Source organism: Streptomyces sp. NPDC031445, assembly GCF_055581365.1.
In genome coordinates, this window is the sequence record NZ_JBVIJO010000011.1 from 84843 (window position 1) to 105345 (window position 20503).

General features: G+C 73.7%; 15 protein-coding genes. 12 read left to right on the forward strand and 3 right to left on the reverse strand.

The features are described from left to right. Positions 1-103: 103 nt before the first annotated feature. The 5 genes from ACZ5DC_RS26895 (at position 104) to nudC (ending at position 10452) form a co-directional block, all read left to right on the forward strand. On the forward strand, positions 104-511 hold the full coding sequence (locus ACZ5DC_RS26895; RefSeq protein ID WP_468656842.1) for an MGMT family protein: 408 nt from the start codon (positions 104-106) through the stop codon (positions 509-511). Between the two features lie 257 nt (positions 512-768). Beyond that, the gene (locus ACZ5DC_RS26900; RefSeq protein ID WP_468656844.1) at positions 769-4185 is read left to right on the forward strand and encodes an ATP-dependent helicase; all 3417 of its coding nucleotides are present in this window, start codon (positions 769-771) and stop codon (positions 4183-4185) included. Between the two features lie 111 nt (positions 4186-4296). Next, the gene (locus tag ACZ5DC_RS26905; protein WP_468656846.1) at positions 4297-7887 is read left to right on the forward strand and encodes an ATP-dependent helicase; all 3591 of its coding nucleotides are present in this window, start codon (positions 4297-4299) and stop codon (positions 7885-7887) included. A 53-nt stretch (positions 7888-7940) separates the two neighbouring features. Continuing rightward, on the forward strand, positions 7941-9344 hold the full coding sequence (locus ACZ5DC_RS26910) for a dipeptidase (protein WP_468656848.1): 1404 nt from the start codon (positions 7941-7943) through the stop codon (positions 9342-9344). Between the two features lie 163 nt (positions 9345-9507). After that, positions 9508-10452 (forward strand): NAD(+) diphosphatase, encoded by a 945-nt coding sequence (gene nudC / locus ACZ5DC_RS26915; protein ID WP_468656850.1) that lies wholly within the window; start codon positions 9508-9510, stop codon positions 10450-10452. A 64-nt stretch (positions 10453-10516) separates the two neighbouring features. Here the strand turns inward: nudC and ACZ5DC_RS26920 are convergent, their stop codons facing one another. Beyond that, entirely contained in the window at positions 10517-10759 is a 243-nt protein-coding gene (locus ACZ5DC_RS26920) for a mycoredoxin (RefSeq protein WP_103817699.1), read from the reverse strand. Between the two features lie 461 nt (positions 10760-11220). Here ACZ5DC_RS26920 and ACZ5DC_RS26925 point away from each other — a divergent pair, with 461 nt between their 5' ends. The 5 genes from ACZ5DC_RS26925 (at position 11221) to ACZ5DC_RS26945 (ending at position 15146) form a co-directional block, all read left to right on the forward strand. Next, entirely contained in the window at positions 11221-13443 is a 2223-nt protein-coding gene (locus ACZ5DC_RS26925) for an ATP-dependent DNA helicase UvrD2 (protein ID WP_468656853.1), read from the forward strand. Positions 13444-13609: 166 nt separating this feature from the next. Further along, complete coding sequence (locus tag ACZ5DC_RS26930; protein WP_078865124.1) at positions 13610-13933, forward strand: hypothetical protein; 324 nt, start codon at positions 13610-13612, stop codon at positions 13931-13933. A 174-nt stretch (positions 13934-14107) separates the two neighbouring features. Next, positions 14108-14476, forward strand: a complete 369-nt coding sequence (locus ACZ5DC_RS26935; RefSeq protein WP_103817702.1) for a WhiB family transcriptional regulator — start codon at positions 14108-14110, stop codon at positions 14474-14476. Beyond that, positions 14473-14796 carry a hypothetical protein gene (locus ACZ5DC_RS26940; protein ID WP_171153015.1) on the forward strand — a complete coding sequence of 108 codons (324 nt, stop codon included), beginning with the start codon at positions 14473-14475 and terminating at the stop codon, positions 14794-14796. Before ACZ5DC_RS26935 ends, ACZ5DC_RS26940 begins: the two co-directional genes overlap by 4 nt. Before the next feature lie 137 nt (positions 14797-14933). Then, on the forward strand, positions 14934-15146 hold the full coding sequence (locus ACZ5DC_RS26945) for a hypothetical protein (protein WP_468656855.1): 213 nt from the start codon (positions 14934-14936) through the stop codon (positions 15144-15146). 66 nt (positions 15147-15212) lie between these two features. Here the strand turns inward: ACZ5DC_RS26945 and ACZ5DC_RS26950 are convergent, their stop codons facing one another. Continuing rightward, positions 15213-16601 carry an ABC1 kinase family protein gene (locus ACZ5DC_RS26950; protein WP_468656857.1) on the reverse strand — a complete coding sequence of 463 codons (1389 nt, stop codon included), beginning with the start codon at positions 16599-16601 and terminating at the stop codon, positions 15213-15215. Then, positions 16594-17808 carry a TOMM precursor leader peptide-binding protein gene (locus tag ACZ5DC_RS26955; protein WP_468656859.1) on the reverse strand — a complete coding sequence of 405 codons (1215 nt, stop codon included), beginning with the start codon at positions 17806-17808 and terminating at the stop codon, positions 16594-16596. The genes ACZ5DC_RS26950 and ACZ5DC_RS26955 overlap by 8 nt, the downstream gene beginning before the upstream one ends. A gap of 232 nt (positions 17809-18040) precedes the next feature. Here ACZ5DC_RS26955 and ACZ5DC_RS26960 point away from each other — a divergent pair, with 232 nt between their 5' ends. Then, a complete protein-coding gene (locus tag ACZ5DC_RS26960; RefSeq protein WP_468656861.1) occupies positions 18041-18646 on the forward strand; it encodes a M48 metallopeptidase family protein in 606 nt (201 codons plus the stop codon). A 194-nt stretch (positions 18647-18840) separates the two neighbouring features. Then, positions 18841-20493: a TerD family protein gene (locus ACZ5DC_RS26965; protein ID WP_468656863.1), complete on the forward strand. Its 1653-nt coding sequence runs from the start codon at positions 18841-18843 to the stop codon at positions 20491-20493. Positions 20494-20503: the final 10 nt, after the last annotated feature.

A 20503-nucleotide genomic window follows, 5' to 3' on the forward strand; every position in this document is an offset into this window, starting at 1 on the left:
GATGCGCGGGCGCACAGTCTGCCCCAAGGACCGGGCGGGAGCGAGCGGACCGTTGCGCACGGCCCTGTCCGGAACGTCGGCGGGGTGCGGCAGGATGGGGCGGATGAGCGAGCAGAGCCCTCCCGAGGACGCCCGTGCCGAGGACGCGGACGCGCCGCCGGGACACGCGGACGCACTCCCGGAGTACGCCGAGCGGGTCCTGGACGTCACCGAGCGGATTCCGCCGGGCCGGGTCATGACCTACGGCGACGTCGCGGAGTGGCTGGAGGAGGGCGGGCCGCGCCAGGTCGGCCGGGTGATGGCCCTCTACGGCGGCGCGGTCCCGTGGTGGCGGGTCGTACGCGCCGACGGCGTGCTGCTGCCCGGACACGAGCTGCGCGCGCTCGCCCACTACCGCGCGGAGGGCACCCCGCTGAAGCAGGCGGGCAGCGGCGCCGAGGGCCATCTGCCGCGGCTCGACATGCGCCGTGCCCGCTGGGACGGCGGCGCGGGTGCGGAGGATCACACCTGACAGCTTCCGCCATCGGATGCCGTCGTGGAGGGGCCGTGGCCCGTTCGGGGGACATGGGGGACGTCCGTGGCATGCCGTACGTTCGTGAGATGTGGGATGCGTGTGACGGCGGTGCCGCGAGGGAAGAAGCGGAAGCTCTGCTTCCGTCCGGAGCGGCGGCGTAGCGTCGGCAGCACGTGTCCCCGTCATCCCGCGGCCACCGCCTCGCGCGCGTGACCGCCTGCCCGCCAGCACGACCACCAGGACCGGCACATCACGTGAGCTCCTCTTCCTCCACCCGGCGCCCGCCGCACCCACCGGTGCGGCAGGGGAACCGTGGCGCTTACCGACTGGTCCGTACCCCTCCGGCCGTCGTGGACCCCCCTCGTCTGGACGCGGCACAGCGTGCCGTGGTTGACCACCGGACCGGGCCACTCCTCGTCCTCGCCGGTCCCGGCACCGGCAAGACCACCACACTGGTCGAGTCCGTGGCCGCCCGGATCGCCCAGGGCGGCGACCCCGAGCGCATCCTGGTGCTCACGTTCAGCCGCAAGGCCGCCGTCGGCCTGCGCGACCGCATGGCCCTGCGCATGGGCGCCGCCCGCGCCCCCAGGGCCACCACATTCCATTCGTACTGCTACGCGCTGGTCCGTGCCCACCAGGACAGCGGCCGGTTCACCGAACCTCTGCGGCTGCTCTCCGGCCCCGAGCAGGACGTCACCGTCCGCGAGCTGCTCGCCGGCCAGCCCGAGCTGGAGCGGCTCGGCCTGACCCATGTGCGCTGGCCCGACGAACTGCGCGCCTGCCTCACCACGCGCGGCTTCGCCGACGAGGTCCGTGCCGTCCTCGCCCGCAGCCGGGAGCTGGGTCTCGGCCCGGACGCCCTGGACGCCTTCGCCCGCCGCATCGGCCGCCCCGACTGGCGGGCGGCCGCCGCGTTCCTCGCCGAGTACCTCGACACCCTCGACCTCCAGGGCGTCCTGGACTACGCGGAACTGGTCCACCGCGCGGTCCTGCTCGCCCGCCGCCCCGAGACCGCGGCACGGCTGGCGGCCCAGTACGACGCCGTGTACGTCGACGAGTACCAGGACACCGACCCCGCCCAGGTCCGGCTGCTGCGCGCCCTGGCGGGCGGCGGGCGCACCCTGGTCGCCTTCGGCGACCCCGACCAGTCGATCTACGCCTTCCGGGGGGCCGACGTGAACGGCATCCTCGACTTCCCGGCCGCCTTCCCGCGCGCGGACGGCCGCCCCGCCCCCGTCGCCGTGCTGCGCACCTCGCGCCGCTCCGGTGCCGCGCTGCTGGCCGCGACCCGCCTGATCACCCAGCGCATGCCGCTGACCCGGCTGCCCGCCGAGAAGGTCCGCGCCCACCGGGAGCCGGCCCCCGTACGGGACGGCGGCCGGGTCGAGGTCCACACGTACCCGACGCCCGGCGCGGAAGTGGACAACATCGCGGACATCCTGCGCCGAGCGCACCTGGAGGACGGCGTTCCCTGGAGCGACATGGCCGTCCTGGTCCGCGCGGGCTCCCGCCTCCCGACCCTCCGCCGGGCCCTCACCGCGGCCGGCGTCCCCCTGGACATCGACGGTGACGAGCTGCCCCTGCGGCACGAGCCCGCGGTCGCACCGCTGCTGACGGCCCTCCGCGCGGTGGCCACGGCTGAGGCACGGCACCGGGGCGAGAACCCGGTGACGGGTGCGGGAGACGGCGAACCGGCTGACGGAGAAGCCGCCGGTGAACATACCGACGCCGCCGAGGAACGCGCCGGAACCCCCGAGGATCGTGCCGGAACCGCCGCGGAACCGGCCCCGGACTCCTCCTGGCTGGACACCGAGACCGCTCTCACCCTGCTCGCCTCCCCGCTCGCCGGCATGGACGCCGCCGACCTGCGCCGCCTCGGGCGCGCCCTGCGCGAGGAGGAGCGGGCCGCCGGGAACCCCCTGCCGCCCCCGTCCGACGAACTGCTCGCGCGGGCGCTCGCCGAACCCGAGCGCCTGGCCGTGCACGACCCGGCGTACGCGCGCGGGGCGCAGCGTCTCGGCGCGCTGCTCCGCACGGCCCGTGAGCGCCTCGCCGGCGGCGGTACGGCCGAGGAGGCGCTGTGGGACCTGTGGCAGGGCACACCGTGGCCCGGACGCCTGGAGCGGGCCGCCCGGCGCGGCGGCGCCGCCGGCCGCAACGCCGACCGGGACCTGGACGCCGTGTGCGCGCTGTTCGCCACCGCCGCGCGCGCGGAGGAGCGCTTCGGCGGCCGCGGCGCCCTGAACTTCCTGGAGCAGATCGAGGCCGAGGACATAGCCGCCGACACGCTCGCCCGCCGCGCGGTGCGCCCGGACGCCGTCCGCGTGATGACCGCGCACCGCGCCAAGGGCCTGGAGTGGCGGCTGGTCGTCGTCGCCGGCGTCCAGGAGGGGCTCTGGCCCGACCTGCGGCGCCGCGGCTCGCTGCTGGAGGCCGACCGCATCGGCCGTGACGGACTGGCCGAGCCCCTCACCCCGGGCGCGCTGCTCGCCGAGGAGCGCCGCCTGTTCTACGTCGCCGCCACGCGCGCGCGTGACCACCTCGTCGTCACCGCGGTGAAGGCACCGGCCGACGACGGCGACCAGCCGTCCCGGTTCCTCACCGAGCTGGGCGTCGAGCCGAGGGACGTCACCGGACGCCCCCGGCGGCCGCTGTCCGTCGCCGCACTCGTCGCCGAGCTGCGCGCGACCACGGTCGACCCGCGCGTGTCGGCCCCGCTGCGGGAGGCAGCGGCCCGCCGGCTCGCCCGGCTCGCCGCGCTCGCCGACGAGGACGGCCGCCCGCTGGTGCCGAACGCACACCCTTACCGCTGGTGGGGCATGTTCGACCCGACCGAGAGCAAGGTGTCGCTGCGCCACCGGGACCAGCCCGTGGTGCTCTCCGGCAGCGCCCTCGACCAGCTCGCCAACACCTGCGCGCTGCAGTGGTTCCTGGGCCGCGAGGTGAAGGCGGACGCCCCCGCCACCACCGCGCAGGGCTTCGGCAACGTCGTCCACGTCCTCGCCGACGAGGTCGCCTCCGGCCGCACGCCCGCCGACCTCGACGTCCTCATGGAACGCCTGGACTCCGTGTGGAACGCGCTGGCCTTCGACGCGCCGTGGAAGTCGCGGCAGGAGAAGGACAACGCGCGCGTGGCGCTCGAACGCTTCCTGAACTGGCACGTACTGGACCGGGCGGGCCGGACCCCGGTGGTGAGCGAGCACGACTTCGACGTCACCCTCGAAGCGGGCGACTACCAGGTCCGCATCCGCGGCCAGATGGACCGCGTGGAGACGGACGCCGAGGGCCGCGCCTACGTGGTCGACTTCAAGACCGGCAAGCAGGCCCCCACCGCGGGCGAGGTGGAGCGGCACCCCCAGCTCGCCGTCTACCAGCTCGCCGTCCGCGAAGGCGCCGTCGACACGGCCTTCGACGGCGCACGCCCCGAACCGGGCGGCGCGGAACTGGTCCACCTCAGACAGGGCGCCGCCAAGCGCGACGGGGGCGACGGCCTGCCCAAGGTCCAGACCCAGGAGCCGCCGACGGGGGAGTGGGTCGGCGAGCTGCTGGCCACCGCCGCCGGAAAGGTCCTCGACGAGCGGTTCACACCGAGCGCCGGCCAGCACTGCGCGCACTGCGCGTTCCGGGCGTCGTGCAGCGCCCGCCCGGAGGGACAGCACGTGGTCGAGTGATCCGCACGGCCCGCGTGACGTACCGCACCACAGGTGCTGACCTGCGCTTCTTCCGCCACGGCCGACCGATGCGGTCCCGGTTGTCAGTCCCCGCCGCTAGCCTCTTTCGACATGTCCGCCCGTATCACCGACCCCGAGCAGCTCAAAGAGCTCCTCGGCATCCCGTTCACCCCGGAGCAGACGGCCTGCATCACCGCGCCGCCCGCCCCGCAGGTGATCGTGGCCGGTGCCGGGTCGGGCAAGACCACCGTGATGGCGGCCCGCGTGGTCTGGCTCGTCGGCACCGGACAGGTCGCCCCCGAACAGGTCCTCGGCCTGACCTTCACCAACAAGGCCGCCGGTGAACTGGCCGAACGCGTCCGCAAGGCCCTGATCAAGGCCGGCGTCACCGACCCCGACGTCATCGACCCCGACAACCCTCCGGGCGAGCCGGTCATCTCGACGTACCACTCCTTCGCCGGCCGCCTGCTCACCGACCACGGCCTGCGCCTCGGCCTGGAGCCCAGCTCCCGCCTCCTGGCCGACGCCACCCGCTTCCAGCTCGCCGCGCGTGTGCTGCGCGAGGCCCCGGGCCCGTACCCGGCGCTGACCCGCTCCTTCGCCGACCTCGTCAGCGACCTGCTCGCGCTCGACTCCGAACTCGCCGAACACCTCGTCGACCCCGAGGAACTGCGCGCCTGGGACACCGGCCTGCTGCGCACCCTGGAAGGGGCCAAGCTCACCAACGCCGACCTGCGCAAGGTCCCGGAGACCGCCGCGGCCCGCCGGGAACTCGCCGAGCTCGTCCAGCGCTACCGGGCCGCCAAACGCGCGCGGGACCTGCTCGACTTCGGCGACCAGATCGCCCTGTCCGCCCGCCTCGCCGGCATCCCCGAGGTGGGCCGCCTGCTGCGCGAGGAGTTCCGCGTGGTGCTCCTCGACGAGTACCAGGACACCTCCGTGGCCCAGCGCGTCCTGCTCGCCGGCCTGTTCGGCGGCGGCACCGGCCACCCCGTGACCGCCGTCGGCGACCCCTGCCAGGCCATCTACGGCTGGCGCGGCGCCTCCGTCGCCAACCTGGACGACTTCCCCGACCACTTCGCGCACACCGACGGCAGCCCCGCCACGCGGCAGGCGCTCAGCGAGAACCGCCGCAGCGGCGGACGCCTGCTCGACCTCGCCAACGGCCTCGCCGCACCCCTGCGCGCCATGCACGCGGGCGTGGAGGCCCTCCGCCCGGCCCCCGGCGCCGAGTACGACGGCACGGTCCGCTGCGCCCTGCTGCCCACCCACGCCGAGGAGATCGACTGGATCGCCGACTCCCTCGCCCACCTCGTGCGCACCGGCACGCCACCCGGTGAGATCGCCGTGCTGTGCCGGACCGCGACCGACTTCGCCGAGATCCAGGGCGCCCTCGTCGCCCGCGACGTCCCCGTCGAGGTCGTCGGCCTCTCCGGCCTGCTCCACCTGCCCGAGATCGCCGACCTCGTCGCCGTCTGCGAGGTCCTCCAGGACCCCGGCGCCAACGCCGCCCTGGTGCGCCTGCTGACCGGACCGCGCTGGCGCATCGGCCCCCGCGACCTCGCCCTGCTGGGCCGCCGCGCCCGGCTGCTGGTCGCCCACGCGCGCGTGGACGGCACCGACGACCCGGACCGCCGGCTCGCCGAGGCCGTGGAGGGCGTCGACCCGTCCGAGGTGATCTCGCTCGCCGACGCCCTGGACACCTTCCTGGAAGCACCCATGGAGGAGGGCGACGACGACGGGCTGCCGTTCTCCCCGGACGCGCGCGTGCGCTTCGCCCGGCTCGCCGCCGAGCTGCGCGACCTGCGCCGCTCGCTGTCCGACCCGCTGATGGACGTCCTGCACCGCGTCCTCGCCGTCACCGGCCTGGAGGTGGAGCTGTCGGCGTCGCCGCACGCGCTCGCCGCCCGCCGCCGCGAGACCCTGTCCAACTTCCTGGACATCGCCGCCTCCTTCGCCGCAAGCGACAGCGAGGCCACCCTGCTGGCCTTCCTCGGCTTTTTGCGCACCGCCGCCCAGTACGAGAAGGGCCTCGACAACGCCCTGCCCGGCGGCGAGAACACCGTCAAGGTGCTCACCGCGCACAAGTCCAAGGGCCTGGAGTGGGACGTCGTGGCCGTCCCCGGACTCGTGACCGGCACCTTCCCCAGCGCCCAGGGCCGCGAGAAGTGGACCGCCCAGGCCAAGGTGGTGCCCCACGCCCTGCGCGGCGACACCGACACCCTGCCCGACGTGCGGTCGTGGGACTCGCGCGGCATGAAGGCCTTCCACGAGGCCATGAAGGAGCACCAGCACACCGAGGAGCTCCGCCTCGGCTACGTCACCTTCACCCGTCCCCGCTCGCTCCTGCTCGGCTCCGGCCACTGGTGGGGGCCCAGCCAGAAGAAGCCGCGCGGCCCGTCGGACTTCCTCACGGCCCTGCACGACCACTGCGCCGCCGGGTACGGCGAGATCGAGGTCTGGGCGGACCCGCCGGCCGAGGGCGAGGAGAACCCGGCCCTGCACGCCGCCACCGCCGACCAGGTGTGGCCGCTCCCGCTGGACGCCGCGGCCCTGGCCCGCCGCCGCGCCGCCGCCGAGACCGTCCTCACCCACCTGGACGCGCTCGCCGCGGGACCCGCCGACGGGCACCGGCCGGCTGCGCCGTACGACCCCGCCGGCGCCGAGGACCCGGACTGGCCCGCCCCACCGGAGGACGACCCGTACGGCGAGGACCCGTACGGTGAGGACCCGTACGGCGAGGACCCGTACGGCGAGGACCCGTACGGCGACGGGCCGTACGACGAGAAGCGGTACGCGGACCTCCCCCAGCAGGGTCCGCCCGACGACCCCTTCGCCGGTGACCTCCCCGCCGGTGACCCCACCACAGGCGCCATCGAAGCCGAGCCCTCCGGCCGGGACGCCTGGAACGCCGGACGGCCCACGGTCCCGCACCAGGCGCCCGCCCCGCAGGACCGCCCCCGTGCCGCCGAACCACGGCTCGCCGCCGCCCTCACCCCGGAGGAGGCCCGCACCGTCGCCTCCTGGGACCGCGACCTGGACGCGCTCACCGGAGAGCTGCTGCGCGCCCGGCAGACGGTCACCGAGGTCCCCCTGCCCACCACGCTCACCGCCACCCAGCTGCTGCGGCTCGCCGAGGACCCGGACGGGCTCGCACAGGAACTCGCGCGCCCCATGCCTCGCCCCCCGCAACCGGCCGCCCGCCGGGGCACCCGGTTCCACGCCTGGGTGGAAACCCGCTTCGAGGAGCTGACCCTGCCCCTGCTGGAACCCGACGAGCTGCCCGGCGGCGACGCGGAGATCGCCGACGAACGCGACCTGGAAGCCCTCAAGGCCGCCTTCGAACGCACCGAGTACGCCCGGCGCACCCCGTACCGGGTCGAGACCCCCTTCCAGCTCACCCTCGCCGGCCGCGTCGTCCGCGGCCGCATCGACGCCGTCTACCGGCACGGCGACGGCGACGGGGCGACGTACGAGATCGTCGACTGGAAGACCGGCCGCACCGGCACCGCCGACCCGCTCCAGCTCGCCGTGTACCGGCTGGCCTGGGCCGAGCAGCAGGGCATACCGCCCGAGTCGGTCACCGCCACGTTCCTGTACGTGCGCAGCGGCGAGGCCGTACGCCCCGAGGGACTGCCGGACCGGGCCGCCCTGGAGCGGCTGCTCACCGGTGAGACGGAGCGCACACCGCAGGCAAGCTGAGTGTGACGAACCGCCCGCCGAGGATGCCGCCGCGGGCGGCTAGGCTCGGAAGCATGAGCCAGACCCCGGACAGCGCCGTCCGCACGTACATCGACCAGCACCGCGCCGCCTTCCTCGACGACCTCGCCGCATGGCTGCGCATCCCCTCCGTGTCGGCCCAGCCCGAGCACGCCCACGACGTACGGCACAGCGCGGACTGGCTCGCCGCCAAGCTGTCGGACACCGGCTTCCCGACCGCCGAGGTCTGGCAGACTTCCGGGGCCCCCGCCGTCTTCGCCGAGTGGCCGTCCGGCGACCCCGAGGCACCCACGGTCCTGGTCTACGGCCACCACGACGTGCAGCCCGCCGCCCCCGAGGACGGCTGGGACAGCGACCCGTTCGAACCGGTCGTCCGGGAAAACCGCCTCTACGCGCGCGGGGCGGCCGACGACAAGGGCCAGGTGTTCTTCCACACACTCGGCGTCCGCGCCCACCTCGCCGCGACCGGCCGCACCGCGCCGGCCGTCAACCTCAAACTGCTGATCGAGGGCGAGGAGGAATCCGGCTCCCCGCACTTCCGGGCCCTGGTGGAACAGCACGCGGGACGCCTCGCCGCCGACACCGTGATCGTCTCCGACACCGGCATGTGGTCCGAGGACACCCCGACCGTGTGCACCGGCATGCGCGGCCTCGCCGAGTGCGAGATCCGGCTGTACGGCCCCGGCCAGGACATCCACTCCGGCTCCTTCGGCGGCGCCGTGCCCAACCCGGCCACCGCCGCCGCCCGCCTGGTCGCCGCCCTCCACGACGAGCACGCGCGCGTGGCGATCCCCGGCTTCTACGACGGCATCGTCGAGCTGACCGACCGCGAACGCGAACTCTTCGCCGAGCTGCCTTTCGACGAGGAGCGCTGGCTGCGCACCGCCAAGTCCTCCGCCCTCCACGGCGAGGCCGGCTACTCCACCCTGGAACGCATTTGGGCCCGCCCGACCGCCGAGGTCAACGGCATGGGCGGCGGCTACCAGGGCCCCGGCAGCAAGACGATCATCCCCGCCACGGCCATGGTCAAGCTGTCCTTCCGGCTGGTCGCCGGCCAGGAGCCCGACCACATCGAGAAGGCCGTCCGCGCCTGGGCCGCCGAACAGGTGCCCGCCGGAATCCGGCACGAGATCGACTTCGGCTCCGCCACGCGCCCCTGCCTGACCCCGCTCGACCACCCCGCCCTGCAGTCCGTGGCCCGCGCCATGGGCCGCGCCTTCCAGGAGCCGGTCCGCTTCACCCGGGAGGGCGGCTCCGGACCCGCCGCCGACCTCCAGGAAGTCCTCGGCGCACCCGTGCTCTTCCTGGGCATCTCCGTCCCCTCCGACGGCTGGCACGCACCCAACGAGAAGGTCGAGCTCGACCTCCTCCTCAAGGGCGTCGAGACCAGCGCCTACCTATGGGGTGACCTGGCCCGGAACTGGCGCACCGCACCCTGACCGGCCGGCGCCGTACGGCCGGGCACCGCGCGCGGGGCACACTGGAGGGACCGCCCCGACCGACCCGCCGCCCCGGCCGCGCCCGGCCCGGTGCCCTCCCGCCCTACGTCCCGCCGAACCGCCCGCCGAAAGAACCGCCGCACTGGGGGAGTTGGAAGCACCCGTGACCACCTGGACCGACCACACAGCCGACCGACCCATCTCACTGACCGCCCCGAACGGCATCGACCGCGCCGCCCACCACCGGCTGGACGAGGCCTGGCTCGCGGCGGCGTGGAGCCACCCCACGACCCGCTGCTTCGTGGTCTCCGGCGGCCAGGTGCTCATCGACGAGACCCCGGACGGCCGGACCGAACTCGTCATGACGCCGTCCTTCGAGGCCCCGCTCACCGAGGCCCACCGCTACTTCCTCGGCATCGACGCCGAAGGCGTCAGCTACTTCGCACTCCAGAAGGACGCGCTGCCCGGCCGCATCGACCAGTCCGCGCGCCCGGCGGGGCTGCGGGAGGCCGGCCTGCTGCTGTCACCGCGCGACGTCGGGCTCATGGTGCACGCCGTCGGGCTGGAGAACTGGCAGCGCACCCACCGCTTCTGCTCCCGCTGCGGCGAGCGCACGGTCATCGCCGCGGCCGGCCACATCCGCCGCTGCCCCGCCTGCGGCGCCGAGCACTACCCGCGCACCGACCCCGCCGTGATCATGGCCGTGACCGACGAGGACGACCGCATCCTGCTCGGCCGCCAGGTCCACTGGCCCGAAGGCCGCTTCTCCACCCTCGCCGGTTTCGTGGAGCCCGGCGAGTCCATCGAGCAGGCGGTGCGCCGCGAGGTGTCCGAGGAGGTCGGCGTCACCGTCGGCCCGGTCGAGTACGTCGCCAGCCAGCCCTGGCCCTTCCCGTCCAGCCTGATGCTCGGCTTCATGGCCCGCGCCACCTCCACCGAGATCGACGTCGACGGGGACGAGATCCACGAGGCCCGCTGGTTCTCCCGCGAGGAACTGCACGCGGCCTTCGAGGCCGGCGAGGTGCTGCCGCCCTACGGCATCTCCATCGCGGCCCGCCTGATCGAGATGTGGTACGGCAAGCCCCTGCCGACCCGCAGCTTCGTCTGAAACGGCGAACGGCGGCCCCCGAGCCGGTTGTGGACTCGGGAGCCGCCGTTCGGCGCACTCGGACTCAGGCGGCGAGCTTCTGCTTGACCTGGGCCAGCGACGGGTTCGTCAGCGTGGAGCCGTCCGCGAAGAGCACGGTCGGGACGGTCTGGTTCCCGCCGTTCGCCTTCTCGACGAAGGCGGCGGACTCGGGGTCCTGCTCGATGTTGACCTCGGTGTAGGCGATGCCCTCCCGGTCCAGCTGGCTCTTCAGCCGCCGGCAGTAGCCGCACCAAGTCGTGCTGTACATCGTCACAGTGCCCTGCATGTCTCTCGCGCTCCTCAGGCAGCTCGGAAAAGGTCGTCCGGTGGCATGAACGTAAGGCACCGCCGCGCCATTCCCGGGCTACCGGCTCGCCGGTCTTGTGTGACGGAGCCTCCGGTCCCGTGCGTCAGCCCTGCTGCTTCGTGCGACCGGCTCGCCGGTCCCGTGCGGCCAGGCCGCAGGTCCTGTGCGGCCAGGCCGCAGGTCTCATGCGACGGAGCCTCCGGTCTCGTGCGTCCGCCCCGCCAGTCACCTGCATCCGCTCTGCCACTCCCATGCGTCCGCCCCGCCGGCCACGTCAGCCCGCCCCGCCGGCCAGGCGAACCGGCTTGATTCCCGGCCGACCCGCTCGCCGGGCCCGGCATCCGCTCCCGGCTGTGACGCCTGCCGCATTAGTACGACTGCGAGCCCCAGCCTGTGGACAACCGGCACAGCCGTCCCGGGCGACCTGGCAGCATGGCGGTGTGACAGCAGCAACGCATTCCACCCTTTTCCCGCAGGGCACCGGCGCCTCTGCCCATGCGGCTCCGCCGAGCGGGGCCGACGCGGTGCTCGAAGGGCTCGACCCCGAGCAGCGCGAGGTGGCCACCTCCCTGCACGGTCCGGTGTGCGTGCTGGCCGGAGCGGGCACCGGCAAGACCCGGGCGATCACCCACCGCATCGCCTACGGAGTGCGCGCCGGCATCCTCCAGCCGTCCAGCGTGCTCGCCGTCACCTTCACCAACCGCGCCGCCGGAGAGATGCGCGGCCGGCTGCGCCAGCTCGGCGCCCAGGGCGTCCAGGCCCGCACCTTCCACTCCGCCGCCCTGCGCCAGCTCCAGTACTTCTGGCCGAAAGCGATCGGCGGCGCCATGCCCCGGCTCGTCGACCGCAAGATCCAGCTCGTCGCCGACGCGGCCGCCGCCCTCGGCACCCGGCTCGACCGCAACGAGCTGCGGGACGTGACCGCCGAGATCGAATGGTCCAAGGTCACCCAGACCGTCCCCGCCGACTACCCGTACGCGGCCGCGAAGGCCGGCCGAGAAGCCCCCCGCGACCCGGCCGAGATCGCCCACCTCTACGCCGCCTACGAGGACCTCAAGCGCGACCGCGCCGTCATCGACTTCGAGGACGTCCTGCTGCTCACCGTCGCCATCCTCCAGGACCGGCACGACATCGCCGAACAGGTCCGCGCCCAGTACCAGCACTTCGTCGTGGACGAGTACCAGGACGTCAGCCCCCTCCAGCAGCGGCTGCTGGACCTGTGGCTCGGCGACCGCGACAACCTGTGCGTCGTCGGTGACGCCAGCCAGACCATCTACTCGTTCACTGGAGCAACACCCGACCACCTCCTCGACTTCCGCGCCCGCCACCCCCGCGCGACCGTCGTCAAACTGGTCCGCGACTACCGCTCCAGCCCCCAGGTCGTCCACCTCGCCAACGGCCTGCTCGCCCACGCCCGGGGACGCGCCGCCGGCCACCGGCTGGAACTCGTCTCCCAGCGACCCCCGGGGCCCGAACCCGTCTACACCGAGTACACCGACGAGCCGTCCGAGGCCGAAGGCGCCGCCCGCCGCATCCGCCAGCTGATCGACGCGGGCGTCCCGGCCGCCGAGATCGCCGTCCTGTTCCGCACCAACTCCCAGTCCGAGACCTATGAGCAGGCGCTCGCCGACGCCGGCGTGCCCTACCAGCTGCGCGGCGCCGAGCGCTTCTTCGACCGGCCGGAGGTCCGCAAGGCCAGCATCGCCCTGCGCGGCGCGGCCCGCTTCGGCGGCAACGACTCCCTCCTCGACGACGTCGTCGACCTGCCCTCCCAGGTGCGCGCCGTCCTCTCCGGCGAGGGCTGGACCAGCGAGCCCCCGGCCGGCTCCGGCGCCGTCAGGGAGCGCTGGGAATCCCTGGCCGCCCTGGTCAACCTCGCCCACGACCTCGCCGCGGCCAGACCCAAAGTCACCCTCGCCGACTTCGTGGCGGAACTGGACGAACGGGCCAACGCCCAGCACGCCCCCACCGTCCAGGGCGTCACCCTGGCCTCCCTGCACGCCGCCAAGGGCCTGGAATGGGACGTCGTCTTCCTGGTCGGCGTCGCCGAGGGCATGCTGCCCATCACCTACGCCCGCACCGACGAGCAGATCGAGGAGGAACGCCGCCTGCTCTACGTCGGCGTGACCCGCGCCCGGGAACGGCTCCATCTGTCCTGGGCCCTGTCCCGCTCACCCGGCGGACGCCCCAACCGGCGGCCGAGCCGCTTCCTCGACGGGCTGCGCCCCGGCACCACCTCCACCGTCGGCCACACCGGCGCCGGCACGGGCGCGGGCGTCGAACGCGGCACCCCGGCGAGAGCCGCCGTCACCCCTCGGCGCACCCAGCGCACCCCCGCCCGCTGCCGGGTCTGCGGCCGCACCCTCACCGACGCGGGCGAGATGAAACTGATGCGCTGCGCGGACTGCCCCTCGGACATGGACGAAGGTCTCTACGAGCGGCTCCGGGAATGGCGCGCGGTCCAGGCCGAGCGCAGCGGTCAGCCGGACTTCTGCGTCTTCACCGACCGGACGCTGATGGCCATCGCGGAGGCGTGCCCGGAGAGCCCCGCCGAACTCGCCCGCATCCCCGGCGTCCTCAACCGCAAGCTGCGCAGCTACGGAGCCGACGTTCTGGCCATATGCGCAGGTCAAGTACCCGGTGGAGACGACGGCGACAACTGATGCCAACTCGTCGAAAAAATAGTTTGCGCACGCCCCGCGAATCCCCATAGGTTCTAGGCACGGAAGCAGCGGCCTTCTCCGAGGCCCGGATTCCGTGATGTACTTGCACATCCGAACGGGACCGGTTCACTCCGGTCCCTTGAGACGCCGAGAGGAGGCGAGTCCAGTGATCAGCATCAACACCAGCACCACTGTCAGCACGGCCAAACTGACCGATCGCTCGACCGTCTCCACGTGCATGCTCGGCGCCTCGAACCAGGGCACCGGTCTGTCCGGCATCCGTGCCGTCCGCCCGGCGTCCTCCCCTGCCCTCGCGGGTCTTCCCGTCCGTGAGCGCAATGAGCGACCGACCAAGGCACTGGAAGCGGTAGCGGCACAGGCGCACGCCTATGCCTTTGCGGCGGCCGGTGCCGGATTCCGGAAGCAGACGACGCAGCACCACCTGATGTGGGCCTTCCGTGGGCCAGAACCCTGGAGTGATCCAGCCTGATCGCCGATCAGGCCGGCGCCTTCAGGGCCGCGGAACCCCATCCGGGATCCGCGGCCCTTCTGTTTTCCCCGAACGGGGACGACGGAGCGAAGGGGCCTCGGGACAGGAAGAGAACCCGGTACCCAGCCGACACCCGGTCAACCGGCCGGACCGACCAGACGAGGAAGACCACCCGTGCAACTCGAAGCGCACGCCCCGTCCGTACCGCCTTCGCAAACCATTCCCCCGCCCGGCCTCACGGAGGACTCCACCTTGACCCCCCTCACCGCGCTCACCGCGCTCGACGACGCCATCGAGAACCTCGGCGTACCCGTCCCCTGCCGCTCCTACGACCCGGAGGTCTTCTTCGCCGAGTCGCCGGCGGACGTGGAGTACGCCAAGTCCCTCTGCCGCACCTGCCCGCTGATGGAGGCCTGCCTCGCCGGCGCCAAGGAGCGGCGTGAGCCCTGGGGCGTCTGGGGTGGTGAGCTGTTCGTCCAGGGCGTCGTCGTTGCCCGGAAGCGGCCCCGTGGCCGCCCGCGGAAGAACCCGGTCACGGCATGAACACCGCAGGAACGATCGACCGCCCCCTCACGCACGACCCCAAGAAGCAGGCCCCGATGAAGCCGTCCACCAGCGAGCCCGCCGGCTCCGCGACCACAGACTTCACCACCACCGGCGCGACCGAAGCGCGCCAGAACAGGAACCGTGAGATGCAACTCATGCAAGAAGCCCTGGCTCGTGCCCATATGCACGAGCGACTGCATGACGCCGCGCAGGAACGCCGGGCCGTACGCCTGGCGGTCGCGCAGCGGATGCAGAGGCGAGCCGAGCGCGCCTCGCTGCGCGCCCGCCGCGCCCTCGCCATGGCCGTCATGCAGTAACGAACACACCTGAGCGGCGGTGGCCTCCCGGAGCAGGGAGGCGAAGCCTCTCCGCGGGGGCCGGTCCGGCCGAACGGACCGGCCCCCGCGGTGCGTTGCGCACGACGATCCGCCGGTCACGGGGTTATCGTCACCGGGTGACGAGTCTTCCCGGCGGAAGTGATCAGGGCGGCTCCACCGCGGAACGCCACCGTCCGGTGTGCGCCCGCTGCGGCACCCCCGCCGACGGCCCCCAGCCGGTCACCTGGACCTGCTCGGTGGAGAACGGCGCCCGCCAGTACTTCTGCGACGCCTGCTCCCGGGAGAACCTCCGGGCGATCGAGGGGCGGCTGGACTCGGCCTGGTGGTGAGATTCGTTCTCCGGGGGCCTCCCCCCCGCCCCCGCCCCCCACCCCCCCGAACTCAGGGCACGCCGATTACGCCCCCTCCGCCGACTCCGCGTCCTCGGTGCCGGTGCCGGTGCCCTCCGGTGCGTCGGCGGCGAAGCCCGGGAGCCATTCCTCCAGTTCTTCACGGAGGCGTACGTCGGCGCCCAGTTGGCACAGGACCCCGATCGTGCTGAGGGTCACCCGGTGTATCAGCAGATAGGCCGGCGGCAGGTTGAGCTGTTTGCCGAGCTGGTAGGCGGGGGAGCGGGGGTCGGCGATGCGGGCGGCCTGGCTGCGCATCCAGGAGCGGGTGAAGGTGAACGTCTCCACGCGGGCCGGCTCGATGATGGGCAGCAGGTAGTCGAGGACCGCCTCCGGGTCCAGCTCGACGGTCTCCTTCACGAAGCCCTCGGCGCACAGCAGCTCGTAGACCGTCTCCGCCTCGCCGTCCAGCGTCATCCGCAGCGAGACGCCGATCGGGGCCGGCAGGCCGCCGGGGAGCCGGTCGACGGTGCCGAAGTCCAGCACTCCCAGGCGCCAGTCGTCCGGACCGCCGGGGCCGCCGGGCAGCAGACGGAAGTTCCCCGGGTGGGGGTCGGCGTGCAGCAAGCCGGTGCGGGCCGGACCGGAGAAGAGGAAGCGGGCCAGGAGCTGGCCGGCCCGGTCGCGCTGTTCCCGGGTGCCGTCCGCGATGACCTCGGACAGCGGGATGCCGTCGATCCACTCGGTCACCAGCACCTGCTCGCACTGGTGCACCACCGCCGGGACGACCACGTCCGGGTCGTCCGCGAACTCCTCCGCGTGGGCGCTCTGCGCCTGGGCCTCCAGCCCGTAGTCCAGTTCCTCCGAGACGCGGTCCCTCAGCTCCGTGATCAGCGGCTTGATGTCCATGCCCGGGATGAGCGGACCCAGCAGACGGGCGAACCGGCTCAGTTGACCGAGGTCGGAGAGGAGCGCCTCACCCGCGCCCGGGTACTGCACCTTGACCGCCACCTCACGGCCGTCGTGCCACACCGCCCGGTGCACCTGGCCGATCGACGCCGCGGCGGCCGGCTTGTCCTCGAACTCCTCGAAGAGGTCGCGCCAGTCCGGCCCGAGCCGTTCCTCGAGCACCGCGTGCACGGTGCGGGTCGGCATCGGCGGGGCTGCCTCCTGGAGCTTGGTCAGGGCCGCGCGGTAGGGACCGGCGATCTCCTCCGGCAGCGCCGACTCGAAGACGGACAGGGCCTGCCCGAACTTCATCGCGCCGCCCTTCAGCTCGCCGAGCACCTTGAACAGTTGCTCCGCCGTGCGCTGCTGCAGCTCACGGCCGACGATCTCCGCGGACTCGCCCACGATCCGCTTGCCCAGCCCCCAGGTGGCCCGGCCTGCGAAGCCGAGCGGAAGCGCGGCGAGCTTGGCGGTACGGGTGACCGCCTTGCGGGGAAGATCAGACATGCGCCCTCCAGGTGCCAGTCGGCCGTGCCGCGCCTGCTTCGCGTCGCCGCTTCGTCGACGGCCGTCGCACCGCCATTGTCGCGCGCGTCCCGCCGTCGGTTGCGGAGTGCTGCCGTTTCTCTCTCCCGGCCGCCCCGCAGTCGCATTCCGGATGCGGCCGGACCGGCCGGGCGCGCCAGTCCAGACCGGGCAGGGACGCCTCCCAACGGGTGCCGGCGGCGGACGGTGAACAGCCGTCGAGGAAGGCCAGGGCGTGCGCCGCGGCGAGACCGGCCACCGCCGTGGCCAGTGTCAGGTCGCAGGCCCCGACCCGGCGGGCCCTTCCGGACCGCCACTGGGTGACCAGGCGGGGCCAGGCCGGGTCGCGGTCCGTGCGGTCCCGGTCCAGGCAGCCGGCGCAGCCCGACTCGCCGGGCAGGACGAGCGGGCCGACGACACCCGTGCCCTCCACGACCCCGGCGTAGAGGTGAGGGGTGCCGGTGGCCATGAGCGGTTCGGCGGTGAACGGGTCCGGGGCGTGCACGGCGACGTCGTCGCGGGGGGCGAAGATCACCATGGAGAGGCCGGGCTCGTCGGCGCCGGAGCCCGGGGAGTGGGCGTGGCGCGGTGGACGGTCCGGTGCGGCGCGGCGGACGGCGGCCCGGGCAGCCGCGTCCCGGCGGTCGCCCAGCGATTCGGTGGTCAGTCCGCCCGGTGCCAGGTCCCACGGCTCCACCCGGCCCACGTCGCACACGTCGACCTCGCCGACGCCGGCGCCGGAGAGCACCGACGCGAGCAGGGCGCCGACCCGGCCCGCGCCGCGCACCCGGACGCGCAGCGCGCGCCGGGCCGCGAGCCGCGCGAGCGCGCCGCCCGGCTCGGGTGTGAGGAGGGACAGTGAGGCGAGGTCGGGGCGCAGCCGTTCGAGGACGCCGGTCTTCGCCCGCAGCGCGTCGGCGGCCGGTCCGCCGCCGCGCGCGTCGTCGAGGAGGCCCGCGCGGGCCAGCCGCTCCACCAGCGCGTCGACGTGGTGGGGCGGCACGTCCGCCCGGCGGCCTTCTTCGCGCAGCAGGGGCAGTCCGCGGGTGCCGTCGAGCAGGTCCAGGAAGCTGCCGGTCGCCGTGGCGACCGGGCCCAGGGTCAGGGCGTGCGCCGGGGTCATCCCGAACTGCACGGTGTTGCGGTCGCGCCAGCCGCGCCGCAGCGCGGGCTTCACCACCGGATGCATGACTGGTCCCCCGTGTCCGTGAGTGCGTGTCTGCGCCAGCATGCCCGGGGTGCGGTCGGGGCGTCGGGAGTTATCCACAGGTTGGCGGTGTTCATCCTACGAATCGGGCGGGGCGAAGTGGTGCAAAAAGGATGGATGGATCGGTCGTACGAATCAAACACATGGTGGGGGATCCGGAGTGACCCGTCCCCGGGCCGGGACTTTGCCCCTGTCCAGCGGGTAACGTCGGGGCGTGTCCGCCGACCCACTGCACCGTGCCGGTGAACCACAGCGCAGCACGACGAGCCAGCCGCCCCGAGGCCCGGGGACGAGCGCGATCGAGGTCCGCAGGAGTGCCCGGCGCCGCCGGACGGTCTCCGCGTACCGCGAGGGCGACCGCACCGTCGTACTGATCCCCGCCCGGATGTCGAAGGCGGAGGAGCAGCGCTGGGTCACCCTCATGCTCGACAAGCTCGCCGCCCAGGAGAGCAAGCGGGTGCTGGGCGACGCCGAGCTGGCCGAGCGTGCCGAGCGGCTGTCCGCCCAGTACTTCGACGGCCGGGCCCGGCCCGCCTCCGTGCGCTGGGTCACCAACCAGAACACCCGGTGGGGTTCGTGCACCCCGGCCGAGGGCAGCATCAGGCTGTCGCACCGGTTGCAGGGGATGCCGGAGTACGTGGTGGACTACGTGCTGTGCCACGAGCTGGCGCATCTGCTCGTCCCCGGTCACGGTCCCGGCTTCTGGCGGCTGCTGGACGCCTACCCGCGTACGGAGCGGGCCCGCGGCTACCTGGAAGGGGTGGTCGCCGCCGCCCGGCTGCCGCACGTGCCGGTCGAGCGCGACGAGCAGGAGACCTGAGCGGACTGCGGGCGTCCGGCGTCCTGCCGGGGTGAGCGGGAGCCGCCCCGCGCGCCGGGCGCCGCCTGCGTGAGCGGCCGGGTGCGGTTGTGTACCGGGTCTGTACCGACCAGCACCCTCGGGGGTCACTGCCGGTCTTTGCCGTTAGCCTGGCGCGACGCACTCACATTCGGGATGGGGGACGGTCGTAACGCATGGCCAGGGAATTCCAACGCGGCCACAAGGCCAGGATCAGTGACCTCACGGCGGGCACGGATCTGTACGTAGGCGTGCAGATCTCCGGCCCGGGACTGACCTTCGACATCAGCTGCTTCGGTCTGGACGCCGACGAGCGTCTCTCGGACGACCGGTACTTCGTCTTCTTCAACCAGCCGAAGTCCCCGGAGGAGTCCTTCCAGCTGCTGGGCGCCCAGGCGGGTGACACGGAGTCGTTCCGGGTCACGCTCGACCGGATCCCCTCGCACATCCGCAAGCTGTCCTTCACGGCGACCATCGACGGCGCCGGACAGATGTCCCAGATCGCTCCCGGATACCTGCGCATCGTGGCGGGCGGCGAGGAGGTCGCGCGGTACTCCTTCAGCGGCGCGGAGTTCTCCACCGAGCGGGCCGTGATGCTCGGTGACTTCTACTTCAAGGACGGGTGGCGGTTCGCCGCCGTCGGACAGGGGTTCGACGGCGGTCTGGAGGCGCTGCTGAAGAACTTCGGCGGCGAGGTGCTGGAGGAGGAGGCGCCTGCCGCCCCGCAGCAGCCGCAGGCCGGCGCGGCACCCGGCTTCGCCCCGCCCGCCCAGAGCACGCCCCCGCCCGCGTTCGGCGCCCCGGCCCCGGCCCCCGCGCGCGCGCCGCAGGGGTTCGCCCCGCCGCCCGGTCACACCCCGGCCCCGGCCCCGGCCCCGGCGCCCGGCCCGGACGTGCACGCCGCGCCGACGGTCGTCGCGCCGCTGACCCCGCCCGGAGCCGGCACCGTCCCGCCGCCGGCCGCGCCACCGGCCCCCGCGCCCTACGGCCAGCCGCCGCAGCAGCCGTCGTACGGCGGCCGGCCCGGCGCGCCGCTGCCCCCCGGCTACGGCCAGCAGCCCGCCCCCTACGGCGGTCAGCCCGCCCAGCCCATGCCCCCGGGCTACGGGCAGGTCCCCGGCCAGCAGCCCGCCCAGTACGCAGTGCCGCAGGGCGCCCCCCAGGGCGGTGCCGGCGTGACGGCCGCGCTCCAGGCGTTCAAGGAGACGCCGACCGGGCAGCGCTGGACCCAGCAGAACAAGAAGCTGATCCGCGTCGACCTCGGCATCGGCGGCCAGCCCGTGCTGGCCAAGCAGGGCAGCATGGTGCTCTACCAGGGCAAGGTCGACTTCAGCTACAAGGGCGCCGGGTTCGCCGGGCGGATCGTCGGCAACGCCACCGGCCAGGAGATGCAGCTCATGCGCTGCACCGGCCAGGGCCAGGTGTTCCTCGCCGACGACTCCACCCATCTGCACCCGGTGGAGCTCCAGGGCGACGCGATCTGCGTGTCCGCCGAGAACGTCCTCGCCTTCGACGAGAGCCTCCAGCACGAGGTCCGCCGTATCGAGGGCCACGGCATCCCCGGCGGCGCGCTGTTCACCATGCAGTTCCAGGGCACCGGCACGATCGTCGTCAAGACGCACGGCACACCCGTGGTGCTGCCGGTCACGCCGACCACCTTCGCCGACTGCAACGCCGTCGTCGCCTGGTCGGCCGCCTCCCAGGTGATCGTCTCCAGCCAGGTCCGCATGCGCCGCAACGCCTACCCCGGCGACACCGGCGAGAGCGTCAACCTCCAGTTCCGGGGCGCGCCCGGCAACTTCATCGTCGTCCAGCCCTACGAGGTCTGAAGGAGCCCGT